This is a genomic window from Acinetobacter sp. AB03 (genome assembly GCF_058107045.1).
Genome location: NZ_JBUEBA010000002.1, coordinates 20667 through 42322, shown reverse-complemented (window position 1 = coordinate 42322; position 21656 = coordinate 20667). Strand labels below are relative to the sequence as shown.

The 21656-nt window shown below is 44.5% G+C and carries 19 protein-coding genes; 9 read left to right on the top strand and 10 right to left on the bottom strand.

From position 1 onward, the window contains the following. Nucleotides 1-9 precede the first annotated feature (9 nt). The 7 genes from urtD to ACY3FQ_RS00340 form a co-directional block, all read right to left on the bottom strand. Nucleotides 10-828 (bottom strand): urea ABC transporter ATP-binding protein UrtD, encoded by an 819-nt coding sequence (gene urtD, locus ACY3FQ_RS00370; RefSeq protein ID WP_489773493.1) that lies wholly within the window; start codon nucleotides 826-828, stop codon nucleotides 10-12. Further along, nucleotides 825-1898 carry an urea ABC transporter permease subunit UrtC gene (urtC, locus tag ACY3FQ_RS00365; protein WP_005401483.1) on the bottom strand — a complete coding sequence of 358 codons (1074 nt, stop codon included), beginning with the start codon at nucleotides 1896-1898 and terminating at the stop codon, nucleotides 825-827. Before urtC ends, urtD begins: the two co-directional genes overlap by 4 nt. A gap of 4 nt (nucleotides 1899-1902) precedes the next feature. After that, nucleotides 1903-3534 (bottom strand): urea ABC transporter permease subunit UrtB, encoded by a 1632-nt coding sequence (gene urtB, locus ACY3FQ_RS00360; protein ID WP_183173456.1) that lies wholly within the window; start codon nucleotides 3532-3534, stop codon nucleotides 1903-1905. Nucleotides 3535-3630: 96 nt separating this feature from the next. After that, a complete protein-coding gene (gene urtA, locus ACY3FQ_RS00355) occupies nucleotides 3631-4914 on the bottom strand; it encodes an urea ABC transporter substrate-binding protein (RefSeq protein ID WP_004691771.1) in 1284 nt (427 codons plus the stop codon). Nucleotides 4915-5311: 397 nt separating this feature from the next. Next, entirely contained in the window at nucleotides 5312-5713 is a 402-nt protein-coding gene (locus ACY3FQ_RS00350; RefSeq protein WP_078388292.1) for a hypothetical protein, read from the bottom strand. Between the two features lie 76 nt (nucleotides 5714-5789). Beyond that, a complete protein-coding gene (gene parE / locus ACY3FQ_RS00345; RefSeq protein ID WP_058870535.1) occupies nucleotides 5790-7670 on the bottom strand; it encodes a DNA topoisomerase IV subunit B in 1881 nt (626 codons plus the stop codon). A gap of 14 nt (nucleotides 7671-7684) precedes the next feature. After that, nucleotides 7685-8260 carry a YqiA/YcfP family alpha/beta fold hydrolase gene (locus tag ACY3FQ_RS00340; RefSeq protein WP_004978340.1) on the bottom strand — a complete coding sequence of 192 codons (576 nt, stop codon included), beginning with the start codon at nucleotides 8258-8260 and terminating at the stop codon, nucleotides 7685-7687. A gap of 240 nt (nucleotides 8261-8500) precedes the next feature. Here ACY3FQ_RS00340 and ACY3FQ_RS00335 point away from each other — a divergent pair, with 240 nt between their 5' ends. Beyond that, nucleotides 8501-9832, top strand: coding sequence for a PGAP1-like alpha/beta domain-containing protein (locus ACY3FQ_RS00335; RefSeq protein ID WP_279747106.1), 1332 nt, complete (start codon nucleotides 8501-8503; stop codon nucleotides 9830-9832). Between the two features lie 55 nt (nucleotides 9833-9887). On the opposite strand, the gene ACY3FQ_RS00330 is transcribed toward ACY3FQ_RS00335, so the two are convergent. Both ACY3FQ_RS00330 and gshA read right to left on the bottom strand, forming a co-directional pair. Further along, nucleotides 9888-10403: a disulfide bond formation protein B gene (locus ACY3FQ_RS00330; RefSeq protein ID WP_279747107.1), complete on the bottom strand. Its 516-nt coding sequence runs from the start codon at nucleotides 10401-10403 to the stop codon at nucleotides 9888-9890. Between the two features lie 19 nt (nucleotides 10404-10422). Beyond that, the gene (gshA, locus tag ACY3FQ_RS00325; RefSeq protein ID WP_005401478.1) at nucleotides 10423-12000 is read right to left on the bottom strand and encodes a glutamate--cysteine ligase; all 1578 of its coding nucleotides are present in this window, start codon (nucleotides 11998-12000) and stop codon (nucleotides 10423-10425) included. 224 nt (nucleotides 12001-12224) lie between these two features. Here gshA and ACY3FQ_RS00320 point away from each other — a divergent pair, with 224 nt between their 5' ends. The 5 genes from ACY3FQ_RS00320 to ACY3FQ_RS00300 all read left to right on the top strand — a co-directional run bounded on the left by ACY3FQ_RS00320 (nucleotide 12225) and on the right by ACY3FQ_RS00300 (nucleotide 17458). Further along, complete coding sequence (locus tag ACY3FQ_RS00320) at nucleotides 12225-12764, top strand: DUF924 family protein (protein ID WP_005401477.1); 540 nt, start codon at nucleotides 12225-12227, stop codon at nucleotides 12762-12764. A gap of 38 nt (nucleotides 12765-12802) precedes the next feature. Next, a complete protein-coding gene (locus ACY3FQ_RS00315) occupies nucleotides 12803-13372 on the top strand; it encodes a CC0125/CC1285 family lipoprotein (RefSeq protein ID WP_005401476.1) in 570 nt (189 codons plus the stop codon). 16 nt (nucleotides 13373-13388) lie between these two features. Next, the gene (locus tag ACY3FQ_RS00310) at nucleotides 13389-14696 is read left to right on the top strand and encodes a DUF445 domain-containing protein (RefSeq protein ID WP_489773492.1); all 1308 of its coding nucleotides are present in this window, start codon (nucleotides 13389-13391) and stop codon (nucleotides 14694-14696) included. A gap of 112 nt (nucleotides 14697-14808) precedes the next feature. Further along, on the top strand, nucleotides 14809-15966 hold the full coding sequence (locus tag ACY3FQ_RS00305; RefSeq protein ID WP_005401474.1) for a methionine aminotransferase: 1158 nt from the start codon (nucleotides 14809-14811) through the stop codon (nucleotides 15964-15966). A 124-nt stretch (nucleotides 15967-16090) separates the two neighbouring features. Next, a complete protein-coding gene (locus ACY3FQ_RS00300; RefSeq protein ID WP_005401473.1) occupies nucleotides 16091-17458 on the top strand; it encodes an MATE family efflux transporter in 1368 nt (455 codons plus the stop codon). Between the two features lie 99 nt (nucleotides 17459-17557). On the opposite strand, the gene ACY3FQ_RS00295 is transcribed toward ACY3FQ_RS00300, so the two are convergent. Beyond that, nucleotides 17558-18397: an SDR family NAD(P)-dependent oxidoreductase gene (locus ACY3FQ_RS00295; RefSeq protein ID WP_005401472.1), complete on the bottom strand. Its 840-nt coding sequence runs from the start codon at nucleotides 18395-18397 to the stop codon at nucleotides 17558-17560. Between the two features lie 203 nt (nucleotides 18398-18600). Between ACY3FQ_RS00295 and ACY3FQ_RS00290 the strand changes: the two genes are divergently transcribed. From ACY3FQ_RS00290 to phoR, 3 genes are all read left to right on the top strand, one after another. Further along, the gene (locus ACY3FQ_RS00290; protein ID WP_263506987.1) at nucleotides 18601-19299 is read left to right on the top strand and encodes a TetR/AcrR family transcriptional regulator; all 699 of its coding nucleotides are present in this window, start codon (nucleotides 18601-18603) and stop codon (nucleotides 19297-19299) included. 214 nt (nucleotides 19300-19513) lie between these two features. Further along, nucleotides 19514-20224, top strand: a complete 711-nt coding sequence (phoB, locus tag ACY3FQ_RS00285; RefSeq protein WP_004691794.1) for a phosphate regulon transcriptional regulator PhoB — start codon at nucleotides 19514-19516, stop codon at nucleotides 20222-20224. 9 nt (nucleotides 20225-20233) lie between these two features. Then, a complete protein-coding gene (gene phoR, locus ACY3FQ_RS00280; RefSeq protein WP_005401470.1) occupies nucleotides 20234-21592 on the top strand; it encodes a phosphate regulon sensor histidine kinase PhoR in 1359 nt (452 codons plus the stop codon). Nucleotides 21593-21656 lie beyond the last annotated feature (64 nt).

Here is a 21656-nt window from a genome sequence, read left to right as displayed (position 1 = left end):
GTCGGCTCCTTAACGTCCTAAATATTTCTCAATCACATCCTCATTGGCCTGTACCTCAGCCAATGTACCTTCGGCTAAGATCGCCCCTTGAGCCAGTACCGTCACTTTTTCACTGATGGTGTCGATAAAGCTCATGTCATGTTCAACCACCACCAAGGTGTGATTTTTCTTTAACTCTAAACATAGCTCAGCGGTTCGTTCCGTTTCGGCATCGGTCATACCGGCCACAGGTTCATCGAGTAGGATCAGCTTAGGACGTTGCATAAGCAACATGCCGATTTCCAACCATTGCTTTTGTCCATGTGACAACAGCCCCGCAGGTTTGTGTACCCATTCTTCTAGGCGAATTTGCGCTAAGGACTCGTCCAAAGCCAGCTGTGCATCGGGGCCAAGTTTGCTAAAAAAGCTTTTCTTTACCCGCTTATCTTTGGGTGCAGCAAGCAGTAAGTTTTCCATCACGCTAAAGTTTTCAAATACCGTTGGTTTTTGAAATTTACGGCCAATGCCCGCTTCTGCAATTTGCTCGGTACTCATCTTGGCCAAATCATAGTTTTGCCCAAAAAAAGCGGAGCCTTCGGTTGGTCGGGTTTTACCTGTAATCACATCCATTAGCGTGGTTTTACCTGCCCCATTGGGCCCAATGATGCAGCGTAGCTCCCCTTCTTGGATGTATAGCGATAAATCATTTAAGGCACGAAAAGCATCAAACCAAACACTAACTTTTTCCAAGTACAGTGCAATCCCATGACTGAAGTCGGCACCTTGTTCTTTGGGACGTCCATAGCCGTCTGAAGCATGGCCACCATGAGGGTGTATTAGCTCACTCATTCGCTACGCTCCTTTTTAAAACGGTCAAATAGACCAATGACACCTTTGGGTAAGAAAATGGTGACCACAATAAATAAAGCACCCAAGATCAATAACCATGCTTCTGGATAAGCCACGGTGAAATAGGTTTTCACGCCATTAATTAACCCTGCACCTAAAATGGGTCCAATCAAGGTGCCACGCCCACCCGCAGCCACCCATACCGCCATTTCAATCGAATTGACGGGGTTCATTTCACTCGGGTTAATAATGCCAGCCTGAGGCACATACAATGCTCCTGCAATACCTGCAATCACTGCGGACAGCACCCATGCAGAAAGCTTGTACCACAGCGTACGATAGCCCAAGTACTGCAAGCGGTTTTCACTGTCCCGAATCGCCCCCAGCACACGACCGTAGGGTTTATTCATTAAATGACGCAGACCCACAAAGCACAGCATCAACACCAAAGCCGTTAAGGAACATAAGGTGGCACGCATGGGAGCAGAAGTGATGTCCATGCCTAAAATAGTCTTAAAGCCTGTAAACCCATTGTTTCCGCCAAAGCCTGTTTCATTGCGGAAAAATAACAGTGCCGCAGCAAATGTCATGGCCTGCGTAATAATCGAGAAATACACGCCTTTAATCTTGGAGCGAAAGGCAAAGAAACCAAAGATGAAGGCCACCACACCGGGCACCAACACCACCAAGGCCAAAGCCCATAAGAAATGATTGCTGCCCACCCAATACCACGGCAGTTCAGTCCAACTTAAAAAACGCATAAAGTCAGGCAGGCTGTCACCTGCCGTCTGGCGCATCAGATACATACCAAACGCGTAGCCACCAAGGGCAAAGTACAAGCCATGGCCTAGGCTTAAAATGCCTGCATAACCCCAAACCAAGTCCAACGCCAAAGCCACCAAAGCCAAACACATGATTTTGCCAATCAAGGTGACCCAATACGCAGAGAGATGAAAGGCTGAATCGACTGGTAGTAAATGTAACCAAGGCAGGATCAGCATCACCGCAAAGCAGACCGCAATAGCGAGCGCACTATAAGGTTTATCGGAAAATAAAGAAGTGATTTTCATGCGCTTACTCCACAAAACGGCCTTTGATGGCAAACAAACCTTGTGGACGTTTTTGAATAAACAAAATCACAAGAACCAGTAGAATAATTTTTGCAAGAACAGCCCCCATCCCAATTTCAAGGACTGTACCGCTGATCCCTAAACCAAGCGCCGCCAGCACAGCTCCCCAAACTTGCCCGACACCACCTACCACAACAACCAAGAAAGCATCGATAATATAGTTCTGACCCAAATCAGGCCCAACATTGCCCACTTGTGCTAAGGCACAGCCTGCTAGACCAGCCAGCCCAGAACCCAGCCCAAAGGCCAACATATCGATACGGCTAGAGCGGATACCGACAGCACGTGCCATTTGACGGTTTTGTGTTACGGCACGAACAAACAGACCAAAGCGGGTTTTATTGAGCAGGTAAACCAACAGCAGTAGCACCGCAACCGTAAACACAATAATGGCAATCCGGTTATACGGCAGCATCAAACTTGGACTCAGCGCTATCCCCCCCGATAACCAAGAAATATTCGAGACTTCAACATTTTGTGCGCCAAAAATCATCCGCACCAATTGCATCAAAATCAGACTGACGCCAAAAGTCGCCAACAGCGTTTCCAACTGACGACCATATAGTGGTCGAATTACCGTCCGTTCAATCAACATGCCAATCAGTGCACTTACCACAAACGCCGCAGGAATAGCTGCAATTAAATACCAATCGACATAACTGCCTAAGTATGTCTTAAACAAGCTTTGCACCACATAGGTGGTATAGGCCCCGATCATAATCAACTCACCATGCGCCATATTAATCACACCAAGCAGACCATAAGTGATGGCCAAACCGAGCGCTGCTAGCAGTAAAATACTGGCTGTACTGAAACCTGAAAACACATGTCCAGCCCATTCACTGGCCTGAATCCGTGTTTTAATCTGACTTTTTGCATCCACCAACACGGCTTTGAGTTCTGGGTTTAAATTTGATTGAGTTAAAGCCTGCTCAACCAGTGCCAGCACCTCGGGACGGTTGGAGTCGGTAAGGACTTTAGCAGCCTGAATTTGGACTAAAACATCTGGACTTTCAAAGTCGAGGCGTGCTTTGAGCTGCGCCAAGCGCTGTTTGACTTTATTATTTTGTTCATGCAGATAGAGCTGATTAATCTGCGCAACATTCAGTTCAGACAGATTATTTTCTAAAATATCAATGGCTGCTAAACGTTGGGCAGATTCTTCAGATTTTAATTTGGCCTGTGCCTGCCCAAAGTTTAAGGCTTTACGTAAGGTGTTGACCAAAGTTACCTGAGACAAATCCCCCGGCCAAGTTTCAATCACTTGCTCATCGGGATAACGCAATAATTTTTCATTATTTTTTAAAATATACGTCGTGCCTACACTGTCCCGATACAGCTCATCACTGTCGATCAGTGCCACCAGTCGATCAAATTCTTCAATCGTCCCCGGCCATTGGTTAAGCATGGCACGGCGCTCAGCAAACTCAGCTTTGACAAAACGTTGAATCGTATCATTCGATGCTGATACGCTTTGGGCCTGAGCAGAAAGTTGCGCCTCTTCAGCCCAAACACTGCTGCTCACAAGCTGTGCAATTGCGCACATCAGTGCAGCACAAAAAAATTTAAGATTCATAATATGACTTCCTTAAGCTTGCTTAAAACATCCCGCATCGGGATGTGCTTACTGAAAAGCCCACAGCGATCGCAGCAGGCTCAACGCTTAAGAAAATTATTTAGGAATGTACGGACTCCAAGGTTCCGCCTTAATCACATTTGGTGTTTTATAGACCACGTCAAACTGACCATCACCACGAATTTCACCAATCATCACAGGTTTTTGTAGATGATGATTTTCAGCATCCATTTTTAAGGTATAGCCTGAAGGTGCTTTGAACTCTTGGCCTGCCATCGCAACGCGAACTTTATCAACATCGGTACTGCCTGCCTTTTCAACCGCTTGTTTCCACATATTAATGCCCACATAGGTGGCTTCCATCGGATCATTGGTCACGATTTTGTCAGCATTCGGCAGCTTATACTGCACCGCATACTGCTTCATTTTATTCACAAATTCGGTGTTAGTCGGGTTTTTCACCGACATGAAATAGTTCCAAGCAGCCAAATGTCCAACCAATGGTTTGGTATCAATACCACGGAGTTCTTCTTCACCCACAGAGAAGGCCATGACAGGAATATCTGAAGCTTTAATGCCTTGGTTGCCCAGCTCACGATAGAACGGCACGTTAGAATCGCCATTGATGGTTGAAATCACCGCGGTTTTCTTACCCGCAGCAAATTTCTTCACATTACCGACAATGGTTTGATAGTTACTATGACCGAAGGGAGTGTACTCTTCCATGATGTCCGCATCGGCCACACCTTTGGACTTCAAGAACGCACGTAGAATTTTATTGGTGGTGCGTGGGTAGACATAGTCTGTACCGAGTAGAACAAAGCGCTCTGCTTTACCGCCCTCTTCGCTCATCAAATATTCCACCGCAGGAATCGCCTGTTGGTTCGGTGCGGCGCCTGTATAGAAAATATTTTTCGACTGTTCCTGCCCCTCATATTGCACTGGATAGAACAATAAACCATTCAACTCTTCTACCACAGGTAACACTGACTTGCGCGATACCGATGTCCATGAACCAAAAATCACCGCAACTTTATCTTGGGTAATAAGTTGACGTGCTTTTTCAGCAAATAAAGGCCAATCAGATGCTGGATCGACTACGACAGGTTCTAACTTTTTGCCCAGTACCCCACCGTTGGCATTAATTTCATTGATGGTCATCAATGCCGTGTCTTTGAGAGAGGTTTCAGAAATTGCCATGGTGCCTGAGAGCGAGTGCAAAATTCCGACTTTGATCGTGTCACCACTGCTCACTGCCGCTGTTGGCTCAGACGTTGCTGTTTCCGCTTTCTCCGCAGGTTTTGAACAACCTGTCAAAGCAATAGTCCCCATCATTGCAGTTGCAAGGAATGTTTTCGTGAGTAATTTTTGTTGGAACATCTTGATTTTCTCCAAACTTGAAACTTAGGGTGCATTTTGCAATGCATGATTGTTATTCGCGCTATAAGTGCCAATTCAATTTCTATGCCAAGCAGGGTTTTATGATGTGAAAATCATTATCAAATTTTTAATTATTTTAATATTTATCAATTATTTATTAATTTTTAAATGCACTGTATTTTAGATAGATTTTCGCTCAGATGACTACTTTTCTGCATACAAACTTGTATACATCATGTGTTCCAAATCAATTCATTTCGCCTAATTCAATCGATTCACTGAAAAATTGTGCACAGATTAAGCGCAATTTTATTGCTCATCTGCGCAGCAAAAAGCTCGCAATGTACGGGCTTTTTATTTTTAGATTAAAAGTGTTCAAATAACACAATTTATGCATTTAATGCAGAATCATATGCCTAGGTTGATTTAGTGATGTGTAATCTTCAAACCAATAATGTGGATCATTACCTTTCGTATATTTAACATTTTGTTCTTTATAATTTCCTTTAAACTTTTCAGCAAGGGTAACGTGTATTGAGCCTTGTTCAGGATAATCACAATGTGCATCACTGATTCGATTACCTAGTGCTAACTCATTGTCTAAAATTTTTTTCATCTCAGAATTTAATAAATTGGCATAATACAAAATTCTTTTTTTCCATTCGACACGCCCTGCTAAGCTTAAGGCATGTAGTGTTTCATCATCCACATCAGCTTCACGCATTTCCTGTAATTCTTCTTCATTCATGCCCATATCATTTCGTATATTTTCCGCTAAATGTTTTTCTTGATATTCCATTTTTATTCTCTTAAAGCCAATTTAGTTTTTAGTCATCATAATAGATAAGCCCACTTTACGCAGGCTTATCAATATATTAAACCACCAACTCGGCCAAGTTACCTTTCTGCTCTAACCATTCTTTACGGTCACTCGAACGTTTTTTTGCCAGCAATTTATCCAATAAACCTGCAGTAAAATGACTGTCATCCAAATCTAATTGCACCAAACGGCGTGTGTTTGGATCCAGCGTGGTTTCACGCAGTTGGCTTGCGTTCATTTCACCCAAACCTTTAAATCGAGTAATTTGCGGGTTCTTGGTTTTGCATTTTTTTAACATGCTTTCAAGCTCATCATCGTCCAAGGCATAGTGCACATCTTTTGCATCATCAATTCGATACAGCGGTGGCATCGCCACATACAGATGTCCCTCTTCAACCAAGATCGGAAAATGTTTCACAAACAAAGCACACAGCAGCGTCGCAATGTGTAGACCATCCGAGTCAGCATCGGCCAAAATACAGATCTTGCCATAACGTAATTCTGATAAATCATCCGACCCCGGATCGACCCCGATCGCAATGGCAATGTTATGCACTTCTTGCGAAGCCAAGACTTCATCAGAAGAGACTTCCCACGTATTTAAGATTTTTCCACGAATAGGCATGATCGCTTGGAAGTTTTTATCACGCGCCTGCTTGGCTGAACCACCCGCAGAATCACCTTCCACAATGAACAGTTCGGACTCTTCTAGGGTATGTCCAACACAGTCTGACAGTTTTCCAGGTAAAGTCGGACCTGCCACAATTTTCTTACGTTCAACTTTTTTCGCAGCTTTCAGACGACGACCCGCTTTCGAGATCGCCATTTCTGCCAACTGCATGGCAATATCGGAATTTTGGTTCAACCACAGTGCAAAAGCATCTTTGGCAATGTTCTGGACAATACTCGATGCTTCACGACTGGATAAACGCTCTTTGGTTTGGCCTGAAAACTGTGGCTCTTGGAACTTCAACGACAAAATATAGTTCACACCATCCCAAACGTCTTCAGCCGACAGCTTCATATTGCGTGGCAGCAAATTACGCAGTTCACAAAACTCGCGCATCGCATCGGTCACACCTGAGCGTAGACCATTCACATGGGTTCCGCCCTGCGCCGTTGGAATCAAGTTCACATAACTTTCTTGGACCAATTCGCCGCCATCGACATTCCAACAAATGGCAAATTCAGCACTGGCACGCTCAGCATCTCCTGTTGCCACAAAGGCTGGATGAGGCAGAATCTCACGATCCTCAATTTCATCCATCAAATAATCGACGAGGCCATTTTCAAACTGCCAAACGATTTTTTCGTCATTGATTTGGTCGACATAATTGATTTGCAAACCGGCAGCCAAAACAGCTTTGGCTTTTAAGTTGTGCTTCAGCGCTTTCAGGGCAAATTTCGGTGAATCAAAATATTTGGCTTCAGGCCAAAAGTGAACGGTGGTCCCTGTCGCACGCTTCGGTGCTTTACCTTCTAGCACCGTCAAGGGTGCAGTCGGTTCACCCTGCTCAAAGGCCATTTGGTAAAGGTTGCCTTGACGCTGAACTTCTACTTCGACTCGGCTAGATAAAGCATTCACCACGGAAATGCCTACGCCATGCAAACCACCTGAAAACTGGTAGTTGTCGGTACTGAATTTACCACCTGCATGCAGCTTGGTCAGGATGATCTCGATCCCGCTTTGACCATATTCGGGGTGAATATCGACAGGCATGCCGCGACCATTGTCTTCTACTGAAAGCGAACCATCTTTATAAACGGTGACGGTAATTTTGTTGGCATGACCAGCCAGTGCCTCATCGACTGCATTATCAATAACCTCTTGCGCCAAATGGTTTGGGCGTGTGGTATCGGTATACATGCCGGGACGACGACGTACCGGATCTAAACCAGATAATACTTCAAGCGATTGAGCCGTATATTGAGACACGTTGTACTGTTTCCTTATTTTAAGCAGTCCGATAAAAACTGTAATGCCATCGGTATTTTGTCTGCGAAATCTTCCATCGCATGATTGCCTTGCGTTTCCGAGATCACGAGCGCTGCGCCATTATAATAGCGCTGTGCTTCACGATAATCCAAAACTTCATCGCCTTGTTGCAATAACACTAAAATTTTGTCTGCATCTTGCACAAATGGCAGTTCAATCTGTTCTAAATAGTCCAATTGCGCATCATCGAGCGTCCAATGTTCATTGACTCTATAGGGCAGTTGCGTCGCACCAAATAGATCTCGGAACAAATGCCATGGTTGCATAGCCGGATTGATCAGCACAGCCGGTACTGCCAACTTCGCGACCAGTTGTGTCGCATAAAATCCACCTAAACTACTGCCCACCAGTACTACCTGATCCAACTCCTGAATCAAGGCGGCCAATTTTTCTAAGGCCAAATGTGGCGGCATGTTCAAGTCTGGCAAATGCACGTGCCACTGTGGATGAGATTCGCAATAGCGTTTCAGCAATTGACCTTTAATCGATAAAGAACTGCTTTGAAAGCCATGTAAATAAATAATATTCATGCTGTACATTTACTCTTCTACATCATTTTTATTGAACTCAAAAGAGATGGCTTCAGCCGACTGTATTATTTTGTATGGATATAAAAATTGTCAGACAAAAAAATAAGGTCATCTGTGTATTCATCGCTATTGTAAAAGTTGTTCGAGATGAATTAGATAAGCTAGAGTGCTAAGAATTTATACCGTGATCGTTGAAAAAAATAAAGTCCCTTTGGACACAGAAACACAAGGGTAGAAAAAATGCCAAGTTTAACGCCTCTGCACGAGACCTATTGTAAATGGGACCGTACTCCTCCCAGCCAAGCCGACCTGCTTGAAGGGATTGCTCAGTTGGTGACAACCCGCTTAGGCGATGTCGTCCACGATTTAATTCAGGCCATTCAGCGTGAAATTTTAATCAGTTTATTTGGAATGAATGAAACCAGTTCCAAAAAGTTTCTGTCGACACGGTCAATTGAAAAAATTTACCAGTTTTCCTTCAATACCCTACAAAACTACGGTAGCTATTTATTGGCGCCAAGTTTGCGTCATATCATTGAAAAATTTCCAAATTTGCATCGCAAACCCTTAACCCCAACCATGCATTATTTAGTCGGTGCAATCAATGGTGTTTTGGGCGACTATTTACTGAAATATCACAACCCTGTGGCGCTACCGATGGTGTTTTATGATCATTATGGTGCCATCCAGCAAGGCGAGTTGTCTGGTCGCGTGGTGATTATGGTCCACGGTCTATGCATGAACCATTTGTACTGGAGCACGGCGCGTTATGGCGGTATAGGGGAAAAACTGCTGGCGCAACGTGCACAAAATACCATGCTATATCTCAACTACAACACGGGTCGTCGTATTTCAGCCAATGGGCGTAGCTTTGCCAACTCACTACAAGATTTACTCAACCGCAACCCACGGATTAGCTCGATTGATCTGATTGGGCACAGTATGGGCGGACTGGTTTCGCGCAGTGCGCTGTTCTACGGCAAACAAAATATGCAAAGCTGGATTCATGTGGTGGAAAACATGGTCTGTATTGGTTCTCCGCATCATGGTGCGGCTTTAGAACGTTTCGGCTTTCATTTGCAGGACAAATTGGGACGTTTCCCTTTTGTCAAAATTATTGGGCATATCGTCAACATTCGCAGCAACGGTATTTTAGACTTACGGCATGGCAGTGTGCGGGATGATGACTGGGAACATAATGAAGCGCGTATTGGTCATGTTGATGACAATCGTAAGCCAGCCCCTTTGCCCTCTCATATCAATACCTTCTTGGTGGCAGGTACCATTGAGCTTGAACATCGCAAATATCGTGCACTCAATGTGATTGGGGATTATTTGGTCAGTGTGAAAAGTGCCTTAGGCGAGCATATGAATCCGCGCTTTCAACTGAAAGTCCCCGATTCACATAAAGCTATTTTCTATGGCTTAAACCATTTTGAGTTACACACCGATGCCAGTGTTTCCGAACAAATCGTCAATTGGTTCTATCCAAATCCAACCGAAACGGAATATGGTCAAGTGCATGAATACATGATCGGGTTGGATGATTTGGAGGGCATTGCACTCACCTAAACTACTGATACATCCAATAAAAAAGCCAACATGACGTTGGCTTTTTTTATCTTTATTATTTTTTCTTCGCGTGGCTTGGATATTTACGCAACAGTTGCCACAGGCTAATCAACGCCAGTGCCACAAAAAACACCAAAGACCAGACAGGTAAAGACTGACCTAAGAAAGTCCAATCTACCAGTGCACATTCACCTGAACCTGTTAAGACTTGCTCAAACACAGCACGCAGCGGCAACGTGTCTAACCAATAATCCAAGCCTGGGCCACAGCTCGGCACTTGATCAGGCGGTAAGCTCTGTAACCAAACGTGACGTGCTGCCACACCAGCCGACCATACGATCGAGAGGCTGCCCAAAAATGCATAAAAGCGTTTAAAACCATTCGATGCAGGGTTATGCAAAAAGGCAATCAGCGAAATAATCCCCAGTCCAATCAGTCCCACACGTTGGAACACACAGAGTGGACATGGGTTTAACTGTAGCGGGCCGTGCTCTAAATACAAGGCAAAGGCCATCCCGATGATACTGGCTAAAACCAAAACACCACTCACGAAGCGATAACTCCATTGCATGGTCAATCCTCTTAATTTTTTATCTAAATTGTGCAAGGTACTGTTCAAAACTCAGTTGACTGTCTTGCTCTAATTGCTGTTGTTGTTGCAGTGATTGCGTGGCTAAATCGTCAAAATAAGCCCATGTCTCTGCACTCAACTGATGACGCTCATAACTCGATGCATGTTGTGCGGCCATTTGGCTACCAAAGCCCCATGTCCCACCCGCTTCCAGAGTATCTTCGATCATCTGCGCCGACAAAGTATCATCAACTTCAGCGACTCTCTGTTGCATGACTGTCATCGCTTTACTATACAGTGTGGTGTCATAGCACTGATCTAACAGCACAACCAGTTCTTGCATCGCCTCTAAATGAGACTGACTCCATGCTTCAATCGGGAACGATTGCTCACCCACAGCAATTGCAGCATTCGGTGCACGACCACGATTGACCACTTCCGCTTGGTTTTTCTCGATTTGATCTTGCTCTGCAGGTAATAAATCTGGGCTATCCAGCAGTAAGCAATACAGCGCCAATACTTCTAAGAAACCTGCGGTATCTTCATTGATCCCAATTGGGCTATACGGGTTCACATCCACCGCACGCAATTCCACATAACCGACACCACGATTGCTCAGCGCTTGTGATGGCGTTTCACCTGCTAGCGGCACTTGCTTTGGACGCACCAAACTGTAGTACTCATTTTCAATTTGCAATACATGATCATTAATTTGAATCGGTTCGCCCTGCGCATCATTGAGGCCTAAGCGACTAAACGGTGCATAAGTGGTTTTGACTGCCTTTTGTAGGCCTTCGAGATAACCGTCGATATTGTTGTAATGAATTCCGAGCTGCTTTTGTGCTGAGTTTTGATAACCAAAACGTCCCATGCGCAAAGCAGTCGCATACGGTAAATACAAGGTCCCGCGTAGCAATGGCAACAGATGATGTTCACGCCCTGTCATAAAACACTGGCAGACCGATGGGCTTGCTCCGACCAAAAACATCACCAACGGTGTGAGACGAATAAAATTGCGGATCAAACCAAAATAGCGGTGACTACGATAGTCTTGTGCAGATAAGGCTTTTAGTGCTTCATCTGTTTCATGTTGTTGTAATTGTTCAAACAGTTGATCTGGAAAAGACAAGTTATAGTGTAAACCTGAAATGGTTTGCATACGACGACCATAACGTACCCCTAAACCATGACGGTATAAGGTCTTGAACTTCCCGATATTTGAGCTGCCATATTGGGCTAAGCGAATTTTATCGTCATTGTCATCCAACATACATGGCATCGACAGCGGCCAGAGCTTTTCACCATGTTCCAAATGACGATGCGCCACGCTATGAATGTCTTTTAAATAATGCAACGCCTCGCTAATGCTAGGCTGGGGCGGCGTAATAAATTCTAATAAAGCTTCCGAATAATCCGTCGTGATATGCGGATGAGTCAGCGCAGAACCCAAAGCTTGGGGGTGGTCGGCTTGTGATAAAAAGCCATCACTTTGCATGCGCAAACTTTCACGCTCAATCCCGCGTAACATCCCTTGCAAAAGTGATGAATTGACCCAATTCGGTAACACAGCTTTAGATTTAGATGCGGGTTGACCCATTACAATCTCACTTTTTGGAAGAAACAATTACAACGACGAATAAAATAAAATCATCAGTTTATATCAGTATAACGTGATTTTAATTCGGCACATTACACCCAGTCCTATTTTCAAGTAAACCACCTGTTCTATTTTTCGGAAAATATTTATCACAAAGTTACGCTATTAGACAGGTCAAAAGTGTGATTGTATTGAAGAATAAATGCTAAAGAATTGTAAACTTTATGAATTATCAAGAAATTTTAGATTTTTGGTTCGATACCAAAAACCAAAACTGGTGGTTTAGCCAAAATGATGCGTTCGATAAACTCATCGAAGAAAAATTTAAGACAATTCATCAACAAGCGGCGCATGCTGAGCTATGGTCTTGGCGCAGTAGTGCTGAAGGGCGTTTGGCTGAAATTATTGTGCTCGACCAACTGTCGAGAAACCTGTATCGGAACAGTCCTTTGGCCTTTGCTCAGGACGCTTTGGCCTTAGCTTTGGCGCAAGAAGCCATCACGCTACAACTGGATGCAGCGCTGCCACCCATACAACGTAGTTTTTTATATATGCCCTTCATGCATAGTGAATCGAAACTTATTCATCAATATGCTTTAAAATTGTTCGAAGACTTAGGCAATCCGATTAACCTCGATTTTGAACAGCGTCATAAAGAGATTATCGATCGTTTTGGACGCTATCCGCATCGGAACCAAGTCCTTGGCCGCAACTCATGCCAAGAAGAACTGGATTTTTTGACTCAGCCCAACAGCCATTTTTAACTGTTTGGCTTCTCCCTGTGTGCTAAGGAGTCTATCTCATGAAGAAAATTTTAATCGCCTGTGCACTGGCGACGGGTCTGAGTTTAGTAGGCTGTGCCTCTACCCCCTCAAAGCCCTTAACCTTCGACCAGTTAGGTCGGTTTAGTAATACGCCATTAAACACCTCGACTTATCGCATCAGCTTCCAAGCTCGCCCAAATATGAGCTATGGCACGGCTGAAGAAATTACCCTAGTCAAAGCCGCGCAAACCACAGTGCAAAATGGTTATAGCTTTTTTAAAGTACTGAATGACCCGAGCAACCAAAACCAACCACCAAGGCAAGCCGTGGTGTATTCAAACCCAATGCCTTACTACCCATATGGTTATTATTCTCGCCATCCAGCCTTTTGGCCTGATCCGTTCTACGATGTACCACGTGTAGTCGACATTGATCCTGTGCAAGTGTCATATAGCATTCAATGCTTTAAAGACCAAAAATCGGCACCAAGCGATGCCTTTGATGCCACGCTGATTTTAAAATCGCTGGGTGGAAAATACGGTTTGAGTCCAACCGGTGAAGTGCTCCCACCGCCTGAACCGAGCAGTCCAGCGTCGACCAGCAAATAAAGCATAGAGCCTGCCTATGAATGAACCTCAAGCCGTCCCATCAAGTCTGAAACGCAGCAAACGTTTTGCCACCATTGCCCTAATCACGGCAGTGGTGACATGGCTGCTGCTGATGGTCATTGCCAAGTTTGTCCCCACAGACAAAGTCTGGGTCATTCATATTTTAATGTTATCTGCAGAAGCAGGTGTGGTCGGCGGCTTGGCTGACTGGTATGCCATTACTGTGCTGTTCCGCAACCCCTTTGGGAAAATGCCAATTCCAAAGTTTTTACGCGATCACACCGAAATTATTCCCCGTAACAAAGACCGTATTGCAGAGTCTATGGGCCGCTTTGTACAAGAAAACTTTCTTTCTCCACAAGTGGTGGAAAAAAGCCTGCAAAGTACCGACCTGTCTTTGGCCGTTGGCCAATGGCTTGCCAACCCACAAAACAATCTACAAGTCACCCAAGTCATTCAACAAACGGTGCCTAAAGTCTTTGAGTTTGTGGGCCAAGAACAAATCGGACGCTTTATTCAAAGTAACAGCGTGCAGTGGGTGCGCAACACTCAAGTCAATCATTTGGCCAGTGAAATGCTGCGTGCAGTGCTAGAAAATGATTTCCATCAAGATGTATTACAACGCGGACTCGACTTGGCACATGACTGGATGACCCAACACCCTGAACAAAGTTGTGAGTTGACCCGAACCTTGTTCAAAGAACTCGGGGTCTGGAAACTGGCCAAAGGAGCCAGTTGGATTGGCATCGATGTGCAGCAAAGAACCATTGACTCACTCATTCAACGAGTCGAGTCGATGTTGGCCGATCCTGAGCATCCGTGGCGTCAAAAGATTGAAGCGATAGGACACGCGCTTATGCTCGAACTGGCAGACACCAACAGTAGGGCCAGTCAGCGTTTAAACCAGACCAAAGACGCCCTGCTAGATAGCCCACAAGTGCTGAATTTTATTAGCGGTGCAGTGGTCATTTTATGTGATGCCATTAAGCAAGATTTACAAAAACCAGACTCTGGCATTGCTCACAACATCCGTGTATCCATTCAACAAATCGGGGAAAACATCATCTCCAATCAAGCCGTCAGAGACTTGCTTAATCAACGCCTCAGCGGCATTGCGGTCAATCTCAGTGACCAATACAGCGAAAAAGTCATTCGTTTTATCAGCGAACGTATTCACGAATGGGACTCCAGTATGATGATTGATAAGATCGAAAATGAAGTCGGTGGCGACTTGCATATGATTCGGGTCAATGGTGTGGTAGTCGGTGCATTTATTGGCTTAGCACTGGGGATTATTCGCGCGGCAGTTGAACAGCTCTTATAAAAGCAATCCACAAAAATGCATGCTTCACCCCTGCCCTACATGCAAAATTTGCATAAGTAAAAGGGGATGAATATGCTATTTTGGGCTGATATTTAGACACTTTTAAGCATTCATGATTCAGTTGCCTTCATCTAAACTGCCTGCACAAGGCGTCACTATTTTCAGCACCATGACTGCCATGGCACAGCGCTTAAATGCCCTAAATCTATCCCAAGGTTTTCCAGACTTCGAAGCCCCCGCTGAACTGCTGGATGCTTTAGCACAGGCCACTCAAAGTGGTTTTAATCAGTATGCTCCGGGCGATGGGGTCTGGTTGTTACGCGAGCAACTGGCGCAGCAATTTGCACAACGCGATCAGATTCAGCTCGACCCGATGACCGAAATTACCATCACTCCGGGCGCAACCATTGGCCTTTTTGCTACCATTCAAGCCGTAGTCCATGCGGATGATGAAGTCATCGTTTTTGACCCCAGTTATGACAGCTATGCGCCAAGTGTGGCTTTGGTCGGGGGTAAGGCCATTCATATTGCGCTCCAAGCACCGCATTTTTCGGTCGATTGGGAGCAGGTCAAATCAGCCATTACGGCCAAAACCAAACTGATCATTATCAACACACCACATAACCCAAGTGGTGCCATTTGGAGCAAGCAAGATTGGCTCACCCTAATTGAACTGATTCGCGACACCAATATTTTAGTCCTGTCCGATGAAGTCTATGAACATCTGGTATTTGATAGTCAACGTCACTATTCGGCGCTGTCTTTTCCTGAACTGCGTGAACGCAGTGTGGTGGTGGGTTCCTTTGGCAAAACTTTTCATGTGACGGGCTGGAAAACGGGCTACTGCGTTGCTACACCTGCGCTGATGCAACTGTTCCGTCAGGTCTATCAGTTTGCCAACTTCTGCGGAGTCACCCCAGTACAACTGGCTTTAGCCAATTATATGCAGCAACATCCTGAGCATATTCAAAACTTAGCGGGCTTTTATCAAGCAAAACGCGATCGTTTTATTGAGGGTTTAACTGGTTCACGCTTTCAATGGCTGCCTTCGCAAGGCACTTACTTTCAAAATGTCGACTACAGCCGCATTCGTCCCGATTTAAACGATGTTGAATTTTGCCGCTTTCTGGCAGAGCAGCATGGCATTGTTGGCATTCCTGTTTCCGTGTTTTATCAGCAGGCACCAGAGGCTTTGCGCATGATTCGTTTTTGCTTTGCCAAGACCGATCAAACCTTGGCTCAGGCAGCTGAAATTTTGCAAAGCGTTTAAACCTTTTTCAGCTTTACTTTTGCACAAGAACAGGCTTCGCTTACTGAAATACATCGGCTTTTCAGCACCGAACTATGCTAGGGTAAGCCTTAGAAATGTAATAAAAATAACCTCAGGATGACTTATGTCAGCACACACCCCATTGGTGCAACAACAAAAGCTATGGAAAGCCTTTTTTATTTTCCTGATGCCTTTGATTGCCACCAATATTCTGCAAAATCTGTCGGGTACGATTAATACCATCTTTGTCGGACAGATGATGGGTGTGCAGGCGATTGCAGCGGTTGCAGTGTTCTTCCCCATCCTGTTTTGCTTAATGGCCTTCGTAATTGGACTATCCGCGGGATCGACCGTCTTGGTTGGTCAAGCATGGGGCGCACAGAATATTGAAAAAGTCCGTGCGGTGGTCGGCTCCACTATTTTTATGACTCTCATTGGTGGCAGCTTTATTGCATTTTTAGGGGTAGTTTTTGCGCGACCAATTTTATCGGCTTTGGGTATCGATGAAGACGTCATGCATCTCTCGTTACCTTATGTGCAATGGATGTTGGCAGGTAGCCCTTTACTGTTTGTATATATTATTTATACCTCAATTTTACGCGGTGTCGGAGACAGCACGACACCTCTAATTGCTTCTGGCATGACCATCTTGATTGGGCTTTGTGTCACACCCGTTCTGATTGCGGGTTATTTTGGCTTTCCAAAACTGGGGATTGTTGCGCCTGCCATTGCGACCATTTTAGGCTTTGTTTCTGTGCTGACCTTTTTATATTTCTATTTGAACTATAAACAGCACCCACTCAGGCTTGATGCACAACTGCTACGTCATATTCGCTTTGACCGCCAGCTGAGTAAAATCATTCTGCGCTTAGGGGTTCCAACAGGCATTCAAATGATCACCACCTCCGTCGCGGGTCTTGTTATTGTGGGCCTAGTCAACCGCCACGGGGCCGATGCGACCGCAGCTTATGGTGCGGTCAATCAGGTCCTGAATTATATTCAATTCCCTGCTCTATCGATTGCCATTGCTGCATCGATTTTTGGTGCGCAAGCCATTGGCGCAGGCAAATCCGAGTTATTGGCCAAAGTCACACGTACCGCGCTCGGCATGAACATCATCATTACAGGTTCCTTGGTGGTCTTGGCTTATCTTTTCTCCAAATACCTCATGGCACTTTTTATCACGGACCATGCGGTAGTTGAGCTAGGGCAACAGCTGTTGTTCATTGTGCTGTGGTCCATTTTATTCTTTGGTGCCAGTGCCATTTTTGCCTCCATTATGCGGGCCAGCGGTACAGTCACCATGCCCATGATCATCAATATCATTGCGATTATTGCGATTGAAGTGCCCTGTGCCTACTTATTTAGTGAATGGTGGGGACTGCAAGGGATTTGGTATGCTTATGCGCTAGCCTTTGTCAGCTTATGCATTATGCAGGGGCTTTATTATCAATTTGTTTGGAAGAAAAAGACCATTGAAACGCTCATTTAAAGTTAAACGGATATTTAATAAAACAGTTTTTTGATCATGACACTCTTTAAAATAAAGTATAAAAAAACCCGCCAAAGCGGGTTTTTTTACATCACAACATTAAGACTTTCTTTGGCTTAATTTGGTCGCAAAAGCCGTCACTTTTTGGTAGCCCGTCGGTAAGATACGCTGAATCAAATCTAGCGTTTTCGCATCATTACCAATCAATAAACGACGCTTGTCTTTTTGTACCGCCTCTAAAATTTGACGTGCCGCTTCTTCGGGTGGACAGCGTAATAATTTATTAAAGGTCTGCGCAGATTTCTCAGGGTTCATCCCGATGCTACGCAAGCTGTCATTCACTTTGGCAGCATTGGCAATATTGGTTCGAATCCCACCCGGATGCACGCACAACGCGCTCACGCCAGAGTTTTCCATATCTAACTCTTGGCGTAATGACTCGGTAAAGCCACGCACCGCAAACTTAGTGGCATTGTAAGCAGACTGAGTCGGTTGAGCGGTTAGGCCAAATAAGCTGGAAATATTGATGATATGCCCATCGCCTGTTTTCTTAATATAAGGCAAAAACTCTTTGGTGCCATAGACCACACCCCAGAAATTAATCCCCACGATCCATTCCAGCTCTTCATAGGATGCACCTTCTACGGTTGAACCCAAAGCAACGCCAGCATTATTAAAAATCATATTTACAGAACCATGATTTTGTACAGTTTCTTCAGCCCACGCTTGCATCGCTAAACGGTCTGAGACGTCTAATTTTTTCGTGGTGACGCGTACATTGCTGCCTTGTAGCAGTTCAACTGTTTTCGCTAAACCTTGCTCATTGACATCACTCAATGACACATGACAGCCCGCCTTGGCCAATAAAAGTGCCAATTGTTGGCCAATACCCGACCCAGCGCCTGTAATGGCTGCAACTTTATTTTTAAAATTCTTCATGAGATTGTGGTTGTCCTTTATCTTTGTACATCGACTGTAGATACTTTTTTTATAATTGACAATATCAATTGTCATAAATTTAATAGCCAAAAGTGTCAATTCCATGAAAACCAGATAGTGATTAAAGCCTACGCATAGGTAGAGTCATGGTTTATTGCTAAACTATACAAAACCTTGGCTTTAAAATAGGGCGATGAAATCTGATGACGGCATCTGAACCAGTACAAAAAAACAGCGACAACAATAAAATTAAAGAAAGACAATTCAAAGGCTTATCGCTTTCTGAACGTAAACAGCTGCGTCGTGAAAAACTCATTGAAGCAGGAATTGAAGCCTACGGCACTCACGGCTTTTTTGCCGTGACGGTGAAAGATATTTGTAATGAAGCCAAACTTACTGAACGTTATTTTTATGAATCGTTTAAAAAAAGTGAGCAACTGTTTCAAACCATTTTTTTAAAGCTGATTGATGAGTTACAGCACAATGTCATGCAAGCCATTATGCAAGCCTCTTCAGATCCACACAAAATGATTGATGCTGGACTGCGTGCCCTGCTCACCACCTTAAAAGATAATCCCCGCATGGCGCGTATTATTTATATCGATGCAATGTTGGTCCAAGAATTACATAACCAAGCCACCATTCATGAAACCATGACCCGTTTTGACCGAATGATTCAGGCCTTTGTGATGCTGATGATGCCGCAAATTAATCGTTCCGAACGAGAAATTTCGCTGGTCGCCACAGGCCTCAATGGCTATGTTACGCAAATTGCGATCCGTTGGGTGGTCAGTGGGTTTAAACAATCCTTTGAAGAAGTTTTAACCTCCAGCCGTATTGTGTTTATTTCACTCCTAGAAACCTTTTCAGACCCGAATACACGGGAAAAATTGGATGTCTAAGACTTTTCACTTGGATGAGATCGGCATTTTCGAATGAAATTTAGATTAAACTTCCATTAATTTTAAATTCCAATATGACGATTTTTTGTCACATTTTTTTGCAAATTTCATCAATCGTCTGTTTTTTGCAATGATACTGTCATAATTAATCTTTGTAATAAGCCTGTCATAAAATTAAAACGGCCTGCCGTTACCTACAATAGGATATTGCGTTGTGAAAGATGACTACATTTTAATCGTCGATGATGAACTTCCCATTCGAGAAATGATTCACACCTCGTTGGATATGGCAGGCTTTCAATGCTTACAAGCCGAAGATGCAAAACAAGCCCACCAAATGATTGTGGATCAGCGCCCTGCTTTGATCTTGCTCGACTGGATGATGCCTGGTGGCGTCAGTGGCGTAGACTTATGTCGCCGTCTCAAGCGCGATGAAAATCTCTCTGAAATTCCAGTGATTATGCTCACGGCACGTGGTGAAGAAGACCATAAAGTACAAGGTCTGGACGCTGGTGCAGATGACTACATGACCAAACCGTTTTCGACCCGTGAATTGGTTTCACGCATTAAAGCCGTTTTACGCCGCGCTAATGCGCTCAGCGGTGAAAAATCGATTGATGCCAATGGCTTAATCTTAGACCCTGTCAGCCAACGGGTCAGCTTTGGCAATAATTTCCTCGACATGGGACCAACCGAGTATCGTTTACTGGCCTTCTTCATGACTCATCCTGAGCGTGCCTACACCCGTGCACAACTTCTTGACCAAGTCTGGGGTGGAAACGTGTATATTGAAGACCGTACCATCGACGTGCATATTCGCCGTTTACGTAAAGTGCTTGAGCCTTATGCGGCAGATCGCTTTGTGCAAACAGTTCGCGGTACAGGCTATCGATTCTCTACACGTGCGGATATCGCCCTAGGTTAATTTTGTTTTATGTATGAACCCTACCCGGTCCCTGAACTTGCGCGCGGGCATAAAAAAACGCGATACAGCAGTTTATGGGGCTTTGCCAAACAGGACTTACGTCTCCTTGCCTTTTTCTTGCTGATTGCAAGCTTAATTGGCTTTGGCGTCGGTTATTTTTGGACGTGTATTTCCTTTGCCTTTGCCGTTTTTTTTATTCTGCAAATGCGCTCTTTGTATTTGGTCAATGACTGGATTTCCAATCGTCCCTACGAAGTTCCACCCAACCTTGGGGGCATTTGGGGGGCATTATTGTTCAATGTTTATCGTGCACAGCGCCAAGAACGGATTGTACAAGCGGAAATGGTCGGGTTGATTGATCGGGCACAGTCATCATTGGTCGCTTTGCAAGAAGCCGTGGTGCTGATTGATGACATGCAACAAATTGAATGGTGGAACCCTGCCGCAGAACGGTTATTAGGCATCGAACAAAATGACCGTGGCCGTAATATTTTGACTTTATTACGCCAACCGAGTTTTGTGGATTATTACAATAATATTGATGCGGCACCAGATGGCTTAAAAATGAAGTCATCCAGTTTTGATGAACATTATGTTCAAGTCAAAATGACCCGATTTGGGGGTGAAAGTCGCTTACTAGTCGCCTATGACGTGACCCGCATGCACAATCTCGAACAAATGCGTAAAGACTTTGTCGATAACATTTCACATGAACTACGCACACCGCTCACAGTACTCAGTGGTTATATTGAAACCTTTACAGACCAAGAAGACCTCAACCCACGTTGGAAGCGGGCCTTTGACCAAATGCAGGCACAGGCCAAACGCATGAATGCCTTGGTGAATGATTTGCTATTACTGTCACGCCTAGAAAATGACAAGCAAATTGCTAAAAATCAAATCATTGATATGCCTAGCTTAATGAACCAACTTTATGACGATGCGCATGCCTATAATATTGATTATGGGCATACGCTCAATCTCGATATCGACAGTCACTGCGACTTAATCGGTTCAGATATGGAGTTAGCCAGCGCTTTTAGTAATCTGATTACCAATGCCATCAAATACACGCCGAAAGGTGGAACGGTGACCATGGGTTGGCATGACAATGGTGAACAGGCTTATTTTACTGTGGAAGATACTGGTATAGGCATTGATCCTAAGCATCTGCCCCGTTTAACCGAACGCTTCTACCGTGTTGACAGCGCGCGCAGTCGACAAACGGGTGGCACAGGCTTAGGACTCGCAATTGTGAAACATGTGTTAATGCAACACCAAGCTCATTTAGAAATTGAATCCAAAGAAAATCAAGGCTCTATTTTTAAAGTGATTTTCCCCAAAGAACGCACCTATAATCCTGAATAAGCCTCTTTCTTCAAAAGCATGAAAAAAGCACCGATATCGGTGCTTTTTTTGTCTCTCACCGTCC